Genomic DNA, 19,192 nt, shown 5'->3' on the forward strand with positions numbered 1-19,192 from the left:
AAGAGACTGTTTACAATTTTACAGTCTCTTTCACTATTTAAAAATCAACCTTTTCTAAATACAATCCGTTCGCATCCGCAAGGCAATTAATCTGATTCCTTTGTTTTGCTTCTAAAATTTGCGGAATTGCTTCAGCGTCAAGCTGTCCTAATCCAACTTCAATTAATGCTCCAACAATTTTTCTTACCATATTGTGAAGAAAACCATTTCCGCTCACTCGAATTTGAATAAACCCTTCGCTTTCAAAAACATCGAGCACATATACTTCTCGAACCATTGATTTCTTTTTCGATTTCGCATTTGAAAAAGCGGTAAAATCATGAGAACCAATGAAATAGTGAGCTGCTTGTTTCATGTTTTCAACATTTAACTTTTTAGGAACGTGCATACTGTATTTACGCATAAACGGGTTCGTATGTTCCTCATTCCAAATTTTATATAAATATGTTTTTGCCTTTGAGTTGTAGCGAGCGTGAAAACGTTCTGGAACTTGCTCCACATCCGTGATGCTAATATCGTTTGGTAAGTATTGATTTAAATATTTTTTCACTTTCGTTTCCACTAATTTTTCATCGACCTTAAAGTTGGCTACTTGGTTCAGAGCGTGTACACCAGCATCTGTTCTGCTACAGCCGATAATTTCAATTTCTTGTCCAATCATTTCTGATAGTACACTTTCAATTTTCCCCTGAATCGTATGATCGTTATTACCAAGGCGCTGCCATCCTTTAAAGCGTCCGCCGTCATATTGAATTGTGAGTTTGTAGTTGTTCATTTTATTCTCCTTATTTTCTAACAAGCCTAACCACATTCTCCACATGTGCTGTATGCGGGAACATATCTACTGGCTGTACGTATTCCACTTCATAGCTCTTCATTAATGTTTTTATATCACGTGCTAGTGAAGATGGATTACAGGAAACGTATACAACTGTTTTTGGTTGTACTTTTAAAATGGTTTCAAGCAGTTTATCGTCACAACCTGTACGTGGTGGGTCAACTACGATTACATCTGGGCGCCATCCTTCTTTTACCCATTTCGGTAACCATTGTTCAGCTTTACCTGCTTCATATTTCGTATTTGTAAATCCGTGGCGTTTTGCATTCTTTCGTGCATCTGCAATTGCTTCTGGAATGACATCCATGCCGCGTACTTCCGCCGCATCGTTTGCAAGCCACAGTCCAATCGTACCAACGCCGCAATACGCATCTACAATTTTTTCTTTCCCTGTTAATGTCGCTGCTTTTTTCGCTTCATTGTAAAGAACAACTGTCTGTTCTGGATTCAATTGGAAAAAGGCACGTGCTGATAATTCAAATGATAAATCACCAAGCGTTTCTTGAATGACTTCTTTCCCAAATAAACGGAACGTCTTATCTCCAAAAATAACAGATGTTTTACGTCCATTTACATTTTGCATAATGGATTTCACAGCTGGCATTTGTTTTTGTACTTCTACGATAAACTGCTCTTTATTTGGGAATTCGTCTTTTGCCGTAATTAACGTAATTTGCACTTCCCCTGTTTGAACTGCTACACGTGTAACGATTGTACGGATAAGCCCTTTCCCTTTCCGCTCATTATAAATAGAAATGTTTAACTTCTCTAAAATACGTTTCACGACTTTCGTCGCTTCGTTTGTTGCCTTATGCTGAATCATACAATGTGCAATATCAATTAGACGATGCGAATTTTGCTCATATAATCCTGTAATGACTTTTTCGTCTTTTCTTCCTACCTGTAACTGACTTTTATTACGATAGTACCATGGATCTTTCATACCAAGCGTCGGGCGAATCTTCTCTTCCAAACTATTCTTCATATACTTTTGAAATGCTTGTACAACGATATCACGCTTCTGATTTAATTGCTCTCCATAATCTAAATGCTGGAGCTGACAACCCCCGCATTTATCATATACTGGACACGGAGCTTTCACGCGATGTGGGGAAGCTTTACGAACGTTTTTCACTTTCGCTTCCGCAAAACCACGCTGAATTTTCGTTGCCTCTGCAACCACTTCTTCACCTGGTAATGCTCCTGGAATAAAGACAACTTGTCTCTTAAAATAGCCAACGCCCTCTCCGTTAATCCCAAGACGCTTAATGGTCACCGGAAACGTTTGGCCAACTTGCAATTTACTTTCATGTTGCTTTTGCACGATTATTACACCTCTACTCTATACTTTTCCATAAATATAACGCTGCATAACTACAGTATGGTCCACACTCTTGTTTTATTTGTTCTAAAAATGCATCATCTGGCTTATTGTCTAATTGAAATAATCCTTGTAGTGCACGCTGAATTCCGATATCTGTTTTGGGAAACATATTCCGGCGCCCAAGTCCAAACAATAAAAAATTTTGCACTGTCCATGCCCCAATCCCTCGTACTGGTAACAATTGTGCTGAAACTTCTTCCTCTGTTTGTTTTTCTAATTCTGACAAATTAAGCTTACCTTCCGCAACCTGTTTTGCTAATCCTATCATATACTCCGCTTTTCGTTGACTAAACTTTTGTCCTCTAAGTTCTTCTATTGAAATCTTTGCTACTCTTTCTGGCGTTGGAAAAAAGAAAACGTCATTTTTCTCTGTTCCATATGTCTTTACAAATTGTTCCGTAAGAACAGTAGCGAACTTTAAATTGACTTGTTGGTGAATGATACATCGAAGCAGACAAGTAAAATAATCAAATTCTAAAATAAGCGGTGTATACGCATATGTTTCAAAAAGTGGATGTAGTGATGTGTTTTGAAAGTGGTCTTGTATCTTTTGCAAAGATTCATTCCACTGGAAGATCGTATAAATCCGTTCCATAACTTGTTCGCGCTGACCTGTCTCACTCGAAATCCAAAATTGTGGTTTCTCGATTGTTCCTAGCCCTTGTACACGAACAACAATCTGTTCTCCATTTATAAACAGTGGAACATACACGATTTTCTCATCTAATTGAACACGATTTAATGGATCAAAAGATAAGCGCCTTAATACTTCTTCAAAGTGGTACGGACTCTTTAACGTAACATGTTCACTCCACATACGTTTCCCCATCCTTTTTACACATCATTATAGCATGAGAAAACCGCAAGCATACATGCTTACGGTTGATTGCGTTTTACTAAATCATCTAGACTTTTAAAATGATACCCTTTCTCTCGTAAATCATCAATGATTTTCGCAAGGGCCTCTGCATTATCTTTTGATACTGCATGTAATAAAATAATCGCACCTGGATGAACCATATTCATCACATTATTATGTGCATATTGCCATCCTCTTTGCTCGTCTACTTTCCAATCAATAAAAGCAAGCGACCAAAATACATTATAATAACCCATTTCTTTTGCAAGTGCCAATGTGCGCTCACTGAAAATACCGCGCGGAGGACGTAAATATTTTACTTCCTTTTGCTTTGTTACTTTTTTAATTTCATCTGTTACACTTTGTAGTTCTTCTTTTAACTTTGCATCATTGACAGTTGTAAGATCCGGATGTGTCTGTGAGTGGTTACCAATAATATGTCCTTCATTTACCATTCGCTTTAATAAATCTTTTTGGCCTTTAACATAATGTCCTGTTACAAAAAATGTCGCTGGTACTTTCTTTTCTTTTAATACGTCTAAAATTTTTTCAGTATATCCATTTTCATAACCATTATCAAATGTTAAATATATATCTTTTTTAGTCGTATCCCCTAAATAAAAGCCACCATTATTACGAAGTAAATCAGTAAACTTTTTCCCTGCATCCGGCGGAGTCTCGCTTTTAGCTCGCGGGATTCCCCAATGATTCGCCTCATTCGTATAAGCAAAAGCAAACTTCGGTACAAATGCCATTATAATCATTAAAATGAGACCTATATACAAATATCTAAACTTCATACATACTCTCCTTTCCATATGTCATCGTACCGGTAGTTTCTGTTTTTAATCTTCCTTTCATGCTGAGCATATTTTTCTACATATACCAAAAAATGCATCTCAAATAACTCGAGATGCATTTTTTCTTTCTTTATTTAAATACTGGTTCTTTAAACTCCGCCAATTTTTCAAGTGACGTTTTATCCACATCAGCATGCAAGCTGTTACCATGAGAATCCATTGTTACAACTGCTTTAAAACCATCAATGCGTAAATGCCACATTGCTTCTGGAATACCAAACTGTAGAAAATCTACATCTTTTACTTCTTTAATACATTCGGCATAATACTGCGCTGCACCGCCAATTGCATTTAAATAGACACCGCCATGTTCTTTCAGTGCAGCTAATGTCTTCGCACCCATACCACCTTTACCAATGACTGCACGGATACCGAATTTCTTCATGATATCTCCTTGATATGGTTCTTCACGGATACTTGTTGTTGGACCTGCCGCTTTAATTTTCCAATTATTATTTTCATCTTTCACTACAACTGGTCCACAATGATAAATGATTTGGCCATTTAAATCTACAGGGCAGTCATGATCTATTAAATGTTTATGAATCGCATCACGTCCTGTGTACATCATACCGTTAATTGTTACAACATCCCCAACGCGAAGTTCACGAATTTGTTCTTCTGTAATTGGGGCTTGTAATACGATTTCACGTTGTTCTTGTTTTTCTTCTACAGCCTCTTGTTGAAGTGTGTCTTCTCCTTCTTGATATAACCAATCGATAATTTCACCTGTTTCTGGGTGAAGTGTTACACCAAGACGGCGATACGCCCAACAATTATACGCTACAGACACATAGAAGCTCGCTGGCAAACGATTGTACACTCCAATTTTACAACCAAGTAAAGTCGTTTCTCCACCAAATCCCATTGTACCAATCCCAAGTTTATTTGCATTCTCTACTACGTATTCTTCTAATTTCTGCAATTCTGGAATTGGATTCACATCATCTAATGTACGGAATAATTGATTTTTAGCTAATTCATATCCCGACGTACGGTCTCCCCCGATACCGACACCGATTACACCTGCGCTACATCCTTGTCCTTGTGCTTGATATACCGCATGAAGAAGACATTTACGAATCCCTTCTAAATCACGGCCTGCTCGTCCAAGCCCTTCTAGTTCGCAAGGCAAGCTATATTGAATGTTTTTATTTTCACAGCCGCCCCCTTTTAAAATTAAACGAGCATCGATATAATCTTTTTCCCACTGTTCAAATTTGATAACAGGTGTTCCTGGCCCTAAGTTGTTTCCACTGTTGTCTCCAAAAAGGGAATCGACAGAGTTCGGACGTAGTTTTCCATCCTTAGTCGCCCGCTCAAGCGCACTATAGATAGCTTCTTTCACTTTTAATTGATTCACACCAACTGGTGTATAGATTTTAAATGTTGGCATCCCTGTATCTTGGCAAATTGGCGAAATGTTGTCATCCGCCATTTTAATATTATTTGTAATTGTGCCAAGTGCCATCGCTGAACGAGTCCCTGCATTCTCTCGTTCTTTTGCTTGTTGAATTGCACGGCGAACATCCTTTGGTAAATTCGTCGACGTTTCAACAATAAGTTGATACATGCTTTCTTGAAGCTTTTCCATTGTTACTCCCCCTCAATTGTGAACGCTACCAAAACGTTACTAGATGAAAACTTCATTCTATCCTTCTTTGTTTGTATGTCTATCATCTGAAAGTAAAATGAAATTTTCCACAACTTGATTATACCTTTTTTTTTATATTCATTCTATTTTATAAAACAAGTTCTCTCCGGTTTCTAAAACGATAAAGTACAACTTTAATCAGTAGGAGAGGCTTCATTCCCCACTGATTATGAGCCTTCACCAATCGAGCTGCTCTAACATAGCGGGATAAAAGAAAAAGTGACCTCCAACATCTCATTGGTGGCCACTTTCATATATTATTAATCTTTTTTAAATTGCTCACATTTTAGTTCTAATTCATCTAACATTGCAAGAAGACGATCTACATCTTCTAATTCCACTTCTTCTGGTTTAATTGAATCAATTACTTCAATGAACATATTTAAACGTTCTTTTAAATATACTAATTGTGAATCTTTATCATGAATTGCTTTTCCCACGAAAGCACTCTCCTTTTTATTCGAGTTGTTTTCATTATACCGTAAAAATGATTGACATGAACATGCATTTTTATCAATTTTTGTACAGAATATTATTCTATACAAATAAATATATAAAAAATTTCTTATTTTTTTATACGCCTTAAGTAACTCTACAATTGTTTGTTATGAAAAGTTTCACTTTATAAAATGTCTATATTCTTCTATTATAGAGAATGGACAAATTGTTATTCCAATAGTCAAAGGAGTATTTCATATGAGTATATCACAAACAATGAAGCCGATTACTCCTTCTTACGATCCATGGGAAGCGTATATGGACCTTGAAGAGTACGGCAAATTACTATTAACAAACGTTGAGTTTACAACGACAACGTTATGCAATATGCGCTGTGAGCATTGTGCTGTTGGGTACACACTGCAACCTAAAGATCCAAATCCACTTCCAATGGAGCTTTTATTAAAACGATTAGATGAGGTGCCTCATTTACGTTCTCTAAGCATCACTGGTGGAGAACCTATGATGTCAAAAAAATCCGTCGACAACTATGTAACACCACTCTTAAAATATGCCCATGAACGAGGCGTTCGCACTCAAATTAATTCAAACCTAACTATAGATTTAGCCCGTTACGAACAAATTATTCCTTATTTAGATGTGTTGCATATTTCACATAACTGGGGGACGATTGATGATTTCGTTGAAGGTGGTTTTGCAATGATGGCCCGCAAACCTACTTATGAACAACGTGCAAAACTGTTTGAGCGCATGATTACAAATAGTAAAGCTTTATCAGATGCCGGTATTATCGTTTCAGCAGAAACAATGTTAAATAAACGTACATTGCCGCACATTGAAAACATCCATCGTCAAATTGTTGAAGAAATGGGATGTAAACGTCATGAAGTACATCCAATGTATCCAAGTGACTTTGCTAGCAATCTTGAAATTTTAACAAAAGCTGAAATCCGAAGCGCCATTGAACATCTATTAGCTATTCGAGATGAAAACGTATGGATGTTATTCGGAACATTACCATTCTATGCATGTAGCGATGATGAACGTGATTTAGCTACCTTAAAAAAACTGCATGAGAGCAAAAATGTAACTGTTCGTAATGATCCAGATGGTCGCTCCCGCTTAAATGTAAATATCTTTGATGGAAATATTATCGTTACTGATTTTGGCGATATCCCCGTTCTCGGCAATGTACAAACAAATACATTACAAGAAGCATACGACAAATGGTACAGTTCCAAAACAGCAAAATCATTAAGCTGCCATTGTCCAGCTGTAAAATGCCTTGGGCCAAATATTCTTGTCAAAAATAGCTACTATCAAAATGAAGATTTCTTAACGAAAGAAGCGAAGATTACATTGTAAGAAAAAACGTCAGCTGCATATAGCTGACGTTTTTTCTATTGCGGGTATGGTGATGGAATGAATTTAAAGGATAAATAATCTTGAATTGGAATAGCGGCTCCAATTCCTTGTGATGTTACATTTTTAACAACCAATCTCTTTTGATTTCCCTTCAAAACAAGATATACCTCACCAAACGTAACTTTTCCTTTTTCATTTACCGCTGGCACATACGCATATAAATATCCCATTTGTTTCGGACTAATTTTGTACACTCGTTCATGATGAGTCCCATATCCAATTGTGGTTTTAAAAGAAAGGGGCAATTGAACTTTTTCAGAAGCCTTTAACAACATCATAGCTTTCACATCTGAGGAGTCTTTAATAGGCGATGTTAGGTTACCTTCTATCGTTTTTTGAATCTCTTGCTTATAGCGAAGCGGGTGCACCGCCTCTACTCCTCTATTATCATACACGTTACGATTTACTTGTTTATATTCCCAATTCATTGTTGTATCTGTTGATTCATAATGTAATGGCCACTGTCCTAAATAAATTTTCGCTTTATATCCGATTGCGAGTGGTGCATTTGAAATTGAAGTTTCATTTAACATCCGAATTAAATCTGGATTTTCAATTTTAATACTTGATGTTTTTAACAATTCTTGCGCAAGCTTACTTGGTTGCAAACGTGGTAAATCTTGTGTTTCATTTGAATACGTATTATCTTTTGAAATATTTAAAACAGATGAGGGCATCTTAACTTGCAAAGTCGTCTTGGCAAGACTATGACAAGGAAATAATAATATTAGTGTGGCTATTGTTAAAAGCCATATACTGTACACTCTTTTCACCTGTCTGACTCCTTCCTAATTAACAGCATAGAAATGATTTACTTTATTTATTCTTTTCTCTCTTCCTCATTGTTATCCGCCTTTCTTCACAACAAGTAAAAACCAATTCCCATAATAAAATAAGCAGCTAATAAAGTGCCTCCTTCAAACCAATTTGTATCCCCATCATTGGAAATTGCAATGGTTAAAAATACAGCTGTAATCATAGAAATGAGTTCTGGCACTGTAAATACTAATGGCATTTTTACCGTGAAGAACATCGAAAGTAGCACGAGTACAGGGGCGACAAACATGGCGATTTGTAAAGTAGAACCGATTGCTATTTCAACAGCGATATCTACCTTGTTTTTATATGCCATAATAATCGCCGAAGCATGTTCAGCAGCATTCCCAACAATGGCAACGATAATAACCCCAATAAATAATTCTGACCACCCAAAAGATTTTGCTACTGTTTCAAATGTATGCACAAGTGCTTCTGAAACATAGGCAACTGCCGCTGTTGAAATTGCTAAAATAAGCAGTGCTTTTCCTTTTGACCATTCAGGTTCTTCTTCATGTTTTACCTCATCACTGTTATGCTGATATACACCACGATGTGTAACCAATTTAAAAAACAGAGCTGCTAAATACATAATGATCATAATAATAGAAACGCCAATACTTAATTGATGTGTCTTTTCAATATCCATTTTCATTGAAAAGACCTCTGGAATAACGAAAGCAACAACGACTGCAAATATTAATAATGCCGAATTGTGCCTTGCATCATACACATTGAAACTTTGTCTTTTATATTTCAGTCCCCCCACAAAAAAAGAAAGACCTCCTACTAATAATAAATTTCCAAGAACAGACCCTGTTAATGAGGCTAATACAACTTCTATCAGCCCTGCTCGTAAAGCAAAAATAGAAATAATAAGTTCTACTGCATTTCCAAAAGTTGCATTCAATAGCCCACCAATTCTTGGACCTGATACAATTGCTAAACTTTCAGTTGCCCTTCCCATAAAAGCAGCTAAAGCAATAATTGTTAAACAATATACAGCAAACATAATTGTTTGTGGCCAATGCAGCGTTTTTCCTAAAATTGAAAGCGGTACCCCAACAAGTGTCAGTATAAGAAAAATTTTATTAAACATCCTTTCCACCCTTCCATCATATGTCCTCACTACTTATTAGTATTCTCCTAACTGGTTCTATTTCATCACAATTCCATTAAAAAAAGCTTGTTTTGTCGAAAACTTATGATAAAAAAAGATAAAAATGCTGGAACTTTCTAAAGATTCTGTTATATAATAAGTATTAACTTAAGTAAACTGTATTAAAACAGATTGAAAGGAGAATACAATATGAAAAGAGAAGAACGGAAAAATATGATTGAATTTATTGAAAAGAAAAAAGGAATCGAACGTGCAGACCTGCTTTTTATGACAGATGAGGAAGTAGAACACATTTATAATGTAACGTACTTTTTGTACGAAGAAATTGTAGAATAATGCGAAGAAAAACCCACCTTTAAAAGAATAAGGGGGGTTCTCTTTTCCTATCTTTTTATACATGAGAATGATTTTCATGTATAATACTAAAAGATTGGAGGAGTTTTACTATGAGTTCATGGTTACTATTCGCACTATTATCAGCAATTGCTGCAGCTCTCGTATCTATATTCGGGAAAATTGGTTTAGATGGCATTGATGCAAATGTCGCAACAACCATCCGCTCAATCATTATGGCATTATTTATGATCGGAGTTATTGTCGTACAAGGAAAATTTCAAACTATTGGAGATGTTCTCCTTAATAAAAAAGCACTGCTATTTATCACATTAAGTGGTATTGCAGGTGCTTCATCATGGCTATTCTATTTTCTTGCCTTAAAAACAGGGAAGGTTTCGCAAGTAGGTCCTGTTGACAAATTGAGTGTAGTCATCTCAATTCTCCTAGCGATGATTATTCTAGGTGAAAAAATAAATCTCATGACTGGAATAGGTGTTGTATGTATTACAGCTGGCGTCTTATTCATTGCTTTTAGCTAATGAACCGCTTATCATGGGCGGTTTTTTCTTCTTTTTAAATAAAGCCAAACTGCAATTGTTATAAGTCCTGAAATGATTAATATCCAAATTCCATAATGATGTAAACTATATTCAACAAAACGCCACTTCTCTCCCAATTTCCAACCAAGTCCGATAAAAACACTAATCCAAATAAGCGCACCACTATATGCATATAAGCAAAAGCGCCATACAGTTAGGTTGGACATTCCAGCAAAATACGCTGTTAAATGACGCACTCCTGGAATAAAGTATCCTACCATTAAAAGAAATGGACCATATTTTTCAAATAAAATATGTGTTTTTTCAATTTGTTTTTCCTTAATTCGAATCTTGGGACCATATTTTTTCAATACAGGTAATCCGAGCTTTAAACCTAATAAATAACTTAACGTAATTCCAAGCATCGCACCTGCCATCCCACTTAAAAATGCTGCAGGTCCTGACATAACACCCTTTGAAATATTATACCCAATAAAAGTTAATAGAAATTCATCTGGTATTGGCAGCCCGACAATTCCACCAGCTAAAGCGATAATAATCCCAAAATATCCGTATTGTGCGATTAATTCACCAATATGTTGTTCCATTTGGATGACACATCCCATGTACAATCGTTATTCCATATTATGCCCTTTCTCATTTTGTAGCAAACATGGTATACATATTCACTATACATGTTTTTTATCATGAACTCTACTCCTATTCTTTCATTGTTCCTATACATCTCATTTTGCAAAGTTACTAAAAAAATAAAAATTCATAAACGATTTTTTTTGTTACAATAAAAGAAAGTTACTGTTAGCATCGGTTTCACTCTTCAGAAAAATGATATAACTGGCAAAAATATATTTTGGTCGATAAAATGCAGATTCTATCCATTAAATGAAAATGCACCCTTTTTACATAACAAATCATTTTTCTAATTTATATAGGGGGAAATAACATGACCACAGAAAAACAATTCATTCAAAAGATATATTATGAAACATTTTTAACAGAACAAACCTCCACTGATGCCCAAAAAATTCTTGGAGAAGCATACATAAATGAATCCCAAAACGAATTTGCCAACATATCAAATATTCGCTTTGCACAAGGTGAGGTTTATTTTCATCATAAAGACTTTGAAGCTGCCATTTTTAAATGGGAAAAAGTAAATAATGAACTTTCTTTCTGGGCAAAGAAAAATATAGGTGATGCTTATTTTAAATTAGGTTTCCTTTCCACAGCAGAAGAAATTTATACTTCTATTAAAACAGAAGATATAACGCTTACAATGGAAGTTGCTTTACAACTCTTTTCTCTTTATATTGAACAAAATCGATTAGGTTTAGCTTTTAAAACGATTAATGAAGCTGTTTCATTCCAACCTGATTATCCTAATATTACTACAATCGCTCGCTCCTTCTATGAAAAGCAAGAAGATTGGAACAACGCAATTGAACTTGCAGTACATGAAGGGATTCGAACAAAATCGTTACACTGGTTTGATATTTTAATTCATTATATCAATCTAGGCTTCACGAAAAATATGAAACCAGAATATTTTTATGAAGCATTGAAAACTTTATATACAGTTGATCAAGCGCAATTTAAAGAACTCATTTCAGCACTTTGGAATAGCTACCGAGAAGAACCAAACTATTTAGCATGGATCCAAACAGTGAATCATTTATTCTTCCATTTAGAAGTAGGTCCTTCCGAAGACTGGAATGAAATTTCTACCCTTTATCAAGAAACATATTGTAAGTTAATTACAGGCCAGCACTTCATGCATGAATTACAAGGAATCATTCCAGATTTATTAACAAATTGGTTCAGCATCACAAAAAAGGAAAATTCTTTATTTGTTTCCGCTGCGGTATTAGCTTGGGATGAAGTCTCTCCTAAAACTTTAGACTCACTACTTGTAAAAAGTGCTACAGCTATTCTTTCTCATTTAGAAGCCAATGAAAAAATGAATATAGATGATATTTCTGCACTGTTTGAAACAATTGCTACATGGGCAGAAAACAATGATGTAGATTTACCACACCAATTCACATTACTTGTTCGCGGTCTTTCTGACTTACAAGTAAAACAATTTCTGATAACCGGAACGAGCAACTTCGATACATCATTATTTATGAATTCAATACTAGGGGAAGACATATTAGGAGATTACCAGTCGGCTCCTATCATTTTTAAAGACAATGTTCAAACGGAAATAAATGAATTTACAGATTTAACAATTCGAAGTGTTTCAGACGTAAACGCATTTCAAAATATGATGATGACACCTTCTCAAGAAGAAACGAGAAAGAACTGTGTCGAGTTCAAACTACCATGTAGATTTTTAAGAAAAAATAAATTCTCATTCATTGTTACACCTAATTTTAAACAAGCGTTACATATGAAGAATACGGCTCTTGAATATTTGCAAGCAACCGATAGCCTCGTTTATATCATCAATACATCTTCACCATTATCGGATGAAGAACTCGATACATTAGTATATATGCGAGAGCAAATGCCCAATTTACAAATTCAATTTATACGAAATAAATTAGATCCAAATATTCATGCAGAGGCAGAACAGCAAATTATCAATGAAATGGAAAATAAGATACGTGTGCACTTCCCATCAGCACAAATCTTTCCTTATTCACCGCTACAAGAAAATAGTCAGGAACTAAGCGATATAACTGACTCTATTCTTTCGAATATCGCTAAGAGAGATATAACACAAGAACGTATAGAAAAATTGTTATGGTTTATTCATAAGACCATTACATATCTCATAAACGAACGTGTAGAGCTAGAAAATACGTTAGAGAAATCAATTCGTTGGAATAAGCATATTTTAGTAAAGTTAAATGGATTTATGAATAATCTCACTGCAATCCAAGCAGATACAATCCGCTCGATTACAGATTCTTACCGATTAACAAAAGAAGAAATTACACATGATATACATGCTCAAATTCCAGAATTGTTACAGAGTTGTTCTGATCTCGTTCAAGAAGATAGTGATTTTAAATCAGTTCATGAAGAAATAAATGATGCAATGAACGAACGAATTCAAAAACATTTACAACAAGTGCTACTGCCTAAATTTACACAATCGATTCAAGAATGGATTGAAACAGCTCATAATGAGTTTATTCAAGGCCAATCTTACTTAGATGAAATGAGTACAACCTTTAATAAACTATACGAAGAAGAACGCATGCAATTACCATGTGATTTCAAACTTCTAGATGATTGGCGCAGGGATGTTGTAAGAATGACGAACCGAATCAACGTCGATAATATCAACATATTACTACGTTTTACACCAACACAATTTTTCTTAAAGAGTGCTGGAAAACTGTTTGGAAATAAAAATCAACCTCTTCTCTCTAACAAATATAAACAATATATTGAAACGGAAGATTATACAGATGTGGCTACAACGATTTCTACACAATTCTTCCTGCAATTTGAATTATTCGAAAGTGCATTAGAACGCGACATTATGATGTTCTTTAAAGATCCGCTTAGCATTTTAAAACAAACTGTAGAAGCAGCCCATCTAGAAATTGAAGAAGATGAGCATAACTTAACAAAATTAAGAACAAACCCAGAAACGTATCATGATCCGTTAGCTCTATTTAAATTACAGCTATTCCAATATACATTTATGTTAAATAAAAAGGGACATCATGAAGTTCCAACTACTTAAACACGAATCCCCCAAGCAATTCTTTAGAATTGCTTGGGGGATTCTTTCTATTATTTCTATATAATTTTCATATGATGAAAAGGATAATAAATAGCAACCAGTGTTCCTAATACTTGCTTCTTATCAATAAACCCTAAACCATTTCGACTGTCTCTACTAATTAAACGATTATCTCCCATAACAAAGATTTTATTTTTTGGCACAGTAATCGGCCCAAAGTCTTCTGTTAAATTAACAAGGAGTTGCTTAGCATGTTTTCGATTTTTCTCTAAATACGGTTCACGATACACTTGATGATTAATATATAATTGATCATTTTTCATCTCAATTACATCTCCCGGTAATCCAATCACTCTCTTCACATAAAAATTGTCTGTCTTCACTACAATAATATCTTCTCTATCATAGCTTTCAAACCTCTTTGCTAATTTATTAATAATGACCTTATCACCATCTTCCAAAGCTGGTCTCATTGATGCCCCATTTACAGTGGTCGGAAAAAACAAAAAGATTTTTGCTAAAAATGCTAGTAAACATGCAATCGCAAATACTTCAAACAATTCACGAAAATGCTTTTTCTTTTCCATCTCCTTCCCCTTTCTTCCCCATCCATATTCGTTTCTATATGCCTAATAATCCGTTATCTCGCTACAAAAAGGACTACTTCAATCGCAGTCCTTCTACTTTATATTCCCGCATAAATAATACACATTTGTGCAGCAACATATGTTAACCACACGAAAAGTGGGTCATATTTTAGCTTTCTTGCACCTATCTCTGTAACTCCAATCATGAAGTCAGAAATCACAAATAAAAATCCACCAAGCGCCGGTAACCACCACATAGTATGAGCTGTATCATCTAACGCGAATGCAAAACAAGCCATTCCTCCCACCCATACTCCATAAATAAGTGCCCCAAGAGTAAATAACCTATCTTGATTTGGATTCCGCATAAAAAAGAACCACCCAAAGATTAACAAGAAGCCATATACAAATAGACCAATAACAAAACCAGTCCATGAAATACCTGTTTGTAAAAATGCTGTTACATAAAAACAATGCGCAATTGCAAAAGTAACCATCCCCCCTATTAATCGATGCCCAAACGGAATAAGCCCAGCCATAAATAAATCACCTACTGTAGACAAGGTCATTCCAATTGCAATCCATCTACGGTATTCAATAGAAGGATCTTGCAGTAAAATCCATATTGCACTCGCGGTTAAGGAAAAACTAAGTACTAAGCGAACAATTAATGGTAGTGGTCTATTCTCCTGCACTTGATTTGTTTGCACAATGGCATAAATCGCCCCAATAATAAATAAAATAATTTGTCCGGTTAATAAAAGATAAATTTCATTCATAATACGTTCTCCTCAATGAATGACATATATTCTTTAACTTTCCAACGTATAAACTTCAATCATGAACATGCGCTCATTTTGCTTTTAGGAAAAAACTTTTAATTGTCTCTATCCATAATCCAATACTCTCTTCCACATAAAGTGAAACTTTAATCAGTAGGGGTTTTCTTCATCCCCCACTGATTATGAGCCCTCACCAATCGGGCTGTTACGGGCAGCCCTACTCCCACCTATCTTCCTTACTCTTTTCTCTGAATCTTGAGGTGGGAGTCTTACTGCCCTAAAATAGCGGGATAAAAAATAAAGTTCTCTTTATCTTTTTTCGTGATATAACATCTTTTTTCCTGTTTTTTCGTCAAATAGAAAAGAGCTCGTTCAAAAGTATCGCTTTTGAACGAGCTCTTTCTCTATATTTTCGTCGTCGTGAGGCGTCGAGAATTGTCGGTTAGTCAATATCTCGTTTCGAATCGATTATATATTATTTTTTCTCTTCTGTTACAATAAGAAGGAAATGTTATAACATTTTAGCATAGACTCTCCTCATTACTTTTCTACGCTACTTTCTTTTCTTTCTTTATCTTTTGTTCCTTAGGTGTGCAATTTACGACAATAATCCCTGCTGCAACACAAGCTAGCCCATATAATACAAACGAATGAATTGCTTCTCCTAACATCATACTAGATAACAATACGCCAAACATAGGAATAAAGAACATATACATTGACACTTTTCCTACTTTGTTATATTTCATAACTGTATTCCATATACAAAAGCCTGCTGCCGATAAGAATGATAAATAAAGGAACATAAAAAAGGTCTTAGTAGTAAATATAAACGGCATAAATCCAACTTGAAATATACCAATACATAATAACCCAATGGATCCGAAAATCATTTGATATGCTGTCATATATCCAACATCTAATGTTTTACTCCCCTCTTTAGCAAGTATATTCCCATATGAATACATCATCGCTGCTCCAAGAAGTAATAAACTCCCGATTCCAAAATGGAATGTAAAACTTCCATCACTTGGTACATTCACTAAAATTACACCACAAAAACCAATGGAAACACCAATTATTTTTCTTATATTGAGTGCATCATCTTTATACAAGAAATGCGCAATTAAAATTTGAAAAAATGAAGATGTTCCTGAAATAATGGCGCCTTCAATACCGGAACTATAACTTATGCCGATATAAAAACATACATATTGCAAAAACGTTTGAAATAACCCGATTTGCACTACTTGTTTTGTTGTTTCTTTTTTAAAGTACATATCCTTTCCTAACGCTTTAAAAAAGAATAAAAGGATTACTCCTGATAAGAAAAAACGATAACCAGCAAATAAAATTTGCTCTCCTACTTCATGTGGCTGAATTCCGAGTTCGGCATAACTTAATTTAATAAAGGGAAAGGCGCTTCCCCATAAAAATGTCGCTGCAATAGCAGCGATAAATACACCGATCGGATGAGTAAAAAATTTCTCTGTCTTCACTTGTTGTCTTCCTTCCCGATCTTTTTACAAACAATATTCATATATATCAAAGGAAAAGAAAAAACACAAGTTTTTCAATTTTTTGTATAAGTAAAAACATATCATAAAAAGAAAACATGTGCTATAATATATAGCAATTACAACATAATAACTATTAAAATTAATTTTCGTTAAAAGTGCTGCTATCCGTATGGATGGCAGCTTTCGTCGTTTTATAAGGGTTTCGATTTTGATTCTTTTTCTCAATAAGAATTTAAAAGGAGTGAATAGGAATGAACTCAGAAATAAAAACATTACCATCAACAAAAAATGTGTCTCGCTTATCTTGGATGAAAACATTGCAAAACCATTATGAACTCATCTTTGCAATCCTATCAGGTATTTTCATTTTAACTGGCTGGTTATTCACGAAACATGAAATGGCAGCAGTTGGCGTAACCTTTTACATTTTAGCCTATATAATTGGAGGATATGCCAAAGCAAAGGAAGGCATTGAAGATACGATCGCTGAGAAAGAATTAAATGTAGAGATGTTAATGCTCTTTGCTGCTATCGGCGCTGCTATTATTGGATACTGGACAGAGGGCGCTATCCTCATATTTATATTTGCCTTAAGCGGCGCTTTGGAATCTTACACGTTAAACAAAAGTCAGAAAGAAATTTCAGCACTTTTGGACTTACAACCTGAGGAAGCCTTGCGCATTTCAAATGGCAACGAAGAACGCATTCCTGTAGAACAATTACAAGTAAATGATACGATTTTAATTAAGCCGGGTGAGCGCGTTCCTGCTGATGGTATCATCCATAAAGGTGAGACCAATATTGATGAAGCGGCAATTACTGGTGAACCCATTCCAAATGAGAAAAAATTGGGTGATGAAGTATTTGCGGGAACTGTCAATTTACGTGGTGCAATTGAAGTAAACATTACAAAACGTAGCGATCAAACATTGTTCCAAAAAATCATCCGCCTCGTTCAAAATGCACAAAGCGAAAAATCACCGTCACAACTATTTATTGAAAAATTTGAAGGAACATATGTAAAAGGTGTATTGTTTGTTGTTGCCCTTATGATGTTTGTTCCTCACTTTTTATTAGATTGGAGCTGGAATGAAACATTTTATCGCGCAATGATTTTACTTGTCGTTGCTTCCCCTTGTGCTCTTGTTGCTGCTATTACACCAGCAACTTTATCAGCAATTTCTAACGGTGCAAGAAACGGTATTTTGTTTAAAGGTGGTATTCATTTAGAACGTCTTGCTTCTGTTAAAGCCATTGCTTTTGACAAAACAGGAACATTAACACAAGGTAAGCCAAGCGTCACTGACGTATATGTGCGTGAGGGAATAGCAAAAAAAGAATTGCTTTCTATCATAGCAGCAATTGAAAGTCATTCTACCCATCCTTTAGCAGAGGCAATTGTTAAATATGCAAAACAAACATATGACATTACACTCCACAAACCCGAAAATGTAGAAGATGTCACTGGATTTGGATTAAAAGGAATAGTGGCAAACAAAGCTTATAAAATCGGAAAAGCAGATTTTATTGGTGAAGATACAAAAACATTCCATAACGGTATTTCTACTATACTGGAACAAGAAGGGAAAACGGTTGTCTACATTCGTGATGATGAATGTATTCTTGGACTTATCGCTTTAAAAGATACTCTTCGTCAAGAAACGATTGCAGCTATTCGTGATTTACAAAGCATTGGTGTGGAAGCCATTATGATTACTGGAGATCATGAACAAACAGCTAAGGCGATTGCAACGGAAAGTAATATAAAAGAGTATTACGCATCCTGTTTACCAGAAACAAAAGTAGAAACAGTGAAACAACTAAAAGAAAAATATGGAACCGTAGCAATGGTTGGAGATGGTATTAATGATGCCCCTGCATTAGCTACTGCCAGCATTGGGGTGGCAATGGGAGAAGGAACTGATGTCGCTTTAGAAACTGCCGATGTAGTTCTCATGAAAAATGAATTATCTCGTCTTGCTCAAGCTATCCGGTTATCAAAACGAATGAATCGTATTGTAAAACAAAATGTTATCTTTTCTTTAACAGTAATTGCTATGCTTATTTGCTCTAACTTTTTACAATTTTTAGCTCTTCCATTCGGCGTTATCGGGCATGAAGGAAGTACGATTCTCGTCATCCTTAATGGCTTGCGATTATTAAAAGGCAATAAATAAACGGGTCCTCTCACAGGACCCGTTTATTTTAATGGTAACCATTTTGTCCGTTCGCACTACCACTCGTTTTATGCTTCGGATGTGAACTACTTTTTTGTTTCCCATTATTTTT

17 protein-coding genes are annotated in these 19,192 nt (G+C 35.2%); 5 read left to right on the forward strand and 12 right to left on the reverse strand.

What is annotated here, in order from left to right; translation table 11 throughout:
• Positions 1 to 37 precede the first annotated feature (37 nt).
• The 6 genes from truA to MR063_RS13655 all read right to left on the reverse strand — a co-directional run bounded on the left by truA (position 38) and on the right by MR063_RS13655 (position 6,035).
• The gene (truA, locus tag MR063_RS13630) at positions 38 to 775 is read right to left on the reverse strand and encodes a tRNA pseudouridine(38-40) synthase TruA (RefSeq protein ID WP_242198537.1); all 738 of its coding nucleotides are present in this window, start codon (positions 773 to 775) and stop codon (positions 38 to 40) included.
• Positions 776 to 785: 10 nt separating this feature from the next.
• Positions 786 to 2,165 carry a 23S rRNA (uracil(1939)-C(5))-methyltransferase RlmD gene (gene rlmD / locus MR063_RS13635; RefSeq protein ID WP_242198796.1) on the reverse strand — a complete coding sequence of 460 codons (1,380 nt, stop codon included), beginning with the start codon at positions 2,163 to 2,165 and terminating at the stop codon, positions 786 to 788.
• Positions 2,166 to 2,175: 10 nt separating this feature from the next.
• The gene (locus tag MR063_RS13640; RefSeq protein ID WP_242198541.1) at positions 2,176 to 3,039 is read right to left on the reverse strand and encodes a DNA-3-methyladenine glycosylase family protein; all 864 of its coding nucleotides are present in this window, start codon (positions 3,037 to 3,039) and stop codon (positions 2,176 to 2,178) included.
• A 59-nt stretch (positions 3,040 to 3,098) separates the two neighbouring features.
• Positions 3,099 to 3,881, reverse strand: coding sequence for a delta-lactam-biosynthetic de-N-acetylase (gene pdaA, locus MR063_RS13645; protein ID WP_242144420.1), 783 nt, complete (start codon positions 3,879 to 3,881; stop codon positions 3,099 to 3,101).
• A 130-nt stretch (positions 3,882 to 4,011) separates the two neighbouring features.
• The gene (fumA, locus tag MR063_RS13650) at positions 4,012 to 5,535 is read right to left on the reverse strand and encodes a class I fumarate hydratase (protein ID WP_242198542.1); all 1,524 of its coding nucleotides are present in this window, start codon (positions 5,533 to 5,535) and stop codon (positions 4,012 to 4,014) included.
• 320 nt (positions 5,536 to 5,855) lie between these two features.
• A complete protein-coding gene (locus MR063_RS13655) occupies positions 5,856 to 6,035 on the reverse strand; it encodes an SE1561 family protein (protein WP_242198544.1) in 180 nt (59 codons plus the stop codon).
• A 256-nt stretch (positions 6,036 to 6,291) separates the two neighbouring features.
• On the opposite strand from MR063_RS13655, the gene yfkAB reads away from it, so the two are divergent.
• Complete coding sequence (gene yfkAB, locus MR063_RS13660) at positions 6,292 to 7,419, forward strand: radical SAM/CxCxxxxC motif protein YfkAB (RefSeq protein WP_242198546.1); 1,128 nt, start codon at positions 6,292 to 6,294, stop codon at positions 7,417 to 7,419.
• Positions 7,420 to 7,454: 35 nt separating this feature from the next.
• On the opposite strand, the gene MR063_RS13665 is transcribed toward yfkAB, so the two are convergent.
• On the reverse strand, positions 7,455 to 8,252 hold the full coding sequence (locus MR063_RS13665) for a YfkD famly protein (protein ID WP_242198548.1): 798 nt from the start codon (positions 8,250 to 8,252) through the stop codon (positions 7,455 to 7,457).
• Between the two features lie 86 nt (positions 8,253 to 8,338).
• Entirely contained in the window at positions 8,339 to 9,394 is a 1,056-nt protein-coding gene (gene cax, locus MR063_RS13670; RefSeq protein WP_242144416.1) for a calcium/proton exchanger, read from the reverse strand.
• Positions 9,395 to 9,604: 210 nt separating this feature from the next.
• Between cax and MR063_RS13675 the strand changes: the two genes are divergently transcribed.
• Together MR063_RS13675 and MR063_RS13680 are read left to right on the forward strand one after the other, a co-directional pair.
• Complete coding sequence (locus MR063_RS13675) at positions 9,605 to 9,751, forward strand: BH0509 family protein (protein WP_242144415.1); 147 nt, start codon at positions 9,605 to 9,607, stop codon at positions 9,749 to 9,751.
• A 110-nt stretch (positions 9,752 to 9,861) separates the two neighbouring features.
• Positions 9,862 to 10,290 carry an EamA family transporter gene (locus MR063_RS13680; RefSeq protein WP_242144414.1) on the forward strand — a complete coding sequence of 143 codons (429 nt, stop codon included), beginning with the start codon at positions 9,862 to 9,864 and terminating at the stop codon, positions 10,288 to 10,290.
• Positions 10,291 to 10,301: 11 nt separating this feature from the next.
• Here the strand turns inward: MR063_RS13680 and MR063_RS13685 are convergent, their stop codons facing one another.
• The gene (locus MR063_RS13685) at positions 10,302 to 10,898 is read right to left on the reverse strand and encodes a DedA family protein (RefSeq protein WP_242144413.1); all 597 of its coding nucleotides are present in this window, start codon (positions 10,896 to 10,898) and stop codon (positions 10,302 to 10,304) included.
• A 356-nt stretch (positions 10,899 to 11,254) separates the two neighbouring features.
• On the opposite strand from MR063_RS13685, the gene MR063_RS13690 reads away from it, so the two are divergent.
• Positions 11,255 to 14,014: a tetratricopeptide repeat protein gene (locus MR063_RS13690; RefSeq protein WP_242198550.1), complete on the forward strand. Its 2,760-nt coding sequence runs from the start codon at positions 11,255 to 11,257 to the stop codon at positions 14,012 to 14,014.
• A 56-nt stretch (positions 14,015 to 14,070) separates the two neighbouring features.
• On the opposite strand, the gene lepB is transcribed toward MR063_RS13690, so the two are convergent.
• The 3 genes from lepB to MR063_RS13705 form a co-directional block, all read right to left on the reverse strand.
• Positions 14,071 to 14,601, reverse strand: coding sequence for a signal peptidase I (gene lepB, locus MR063_RS13695; RefSeq protein ID WP_242198552.1), 531 nt, complete (start codon positions 14,599 to 14,601; stop codon positions 14,071 to 14,073).
• Positions 14,602 to 14,699: 98 nt separating this feature from the next.
• On the reverse strand, positions 14,700 to 15,380 hold the full coding sequence (locus MR063_RS13700; RefSeq protein ID WP_242198554.1) for a lysoplasmalogenase: 681 nt from the start codon (positions 15,378 to 15,380) through the stop codon (positions 14,700 to 14,702).
• Positions 15,381 to 15,931: 551 nt separating this feature from the next.
• Positions 15,932 to 16,882, reverse strand: coding sequence for a DMT family transporter (locus MR063_RS13705; protein WP_242198556.1), 951 nt, complete (start codon positions 16,880 to 16,882; stop codon positions 15,932 to 15,934).
• Positions 16,883 to 17,154: 272 nt separating this feature from the next.
• On the opposite strand from MR063_RS13705, the gene MR063_RS13710 reads away from it, so the two are divergent.
• Positions 17,155 to 19,080 carry a heavy metal translocating P-type ATPase gene (locus MR063_RS13710; RefSeq protein ID WP_242198559.1) on the forward strand — a complete coding sequence of 642 codons (1,926 nt, stop codon included), beginning with the start codon at positions 17,155 to 17,157 and terminating at the stop codon, positions 19,078 to 19,080.
• Positions 19,081 to 19,192 lie beyond the last annotated feature (112 nt).

Origin of the sequence: Bacillus cereus group sp. BfR-BA-01492, from assembly GCF_022662815.1 — a bacterium.
In the GTDB taxonomy this organism is placed as follows: domain Bacteria; phylum Bacillota; class Bacilli; order Bacillales; family Bacillaceae_G; genus Bacillus_A; species Bacillus_A cereus_BD.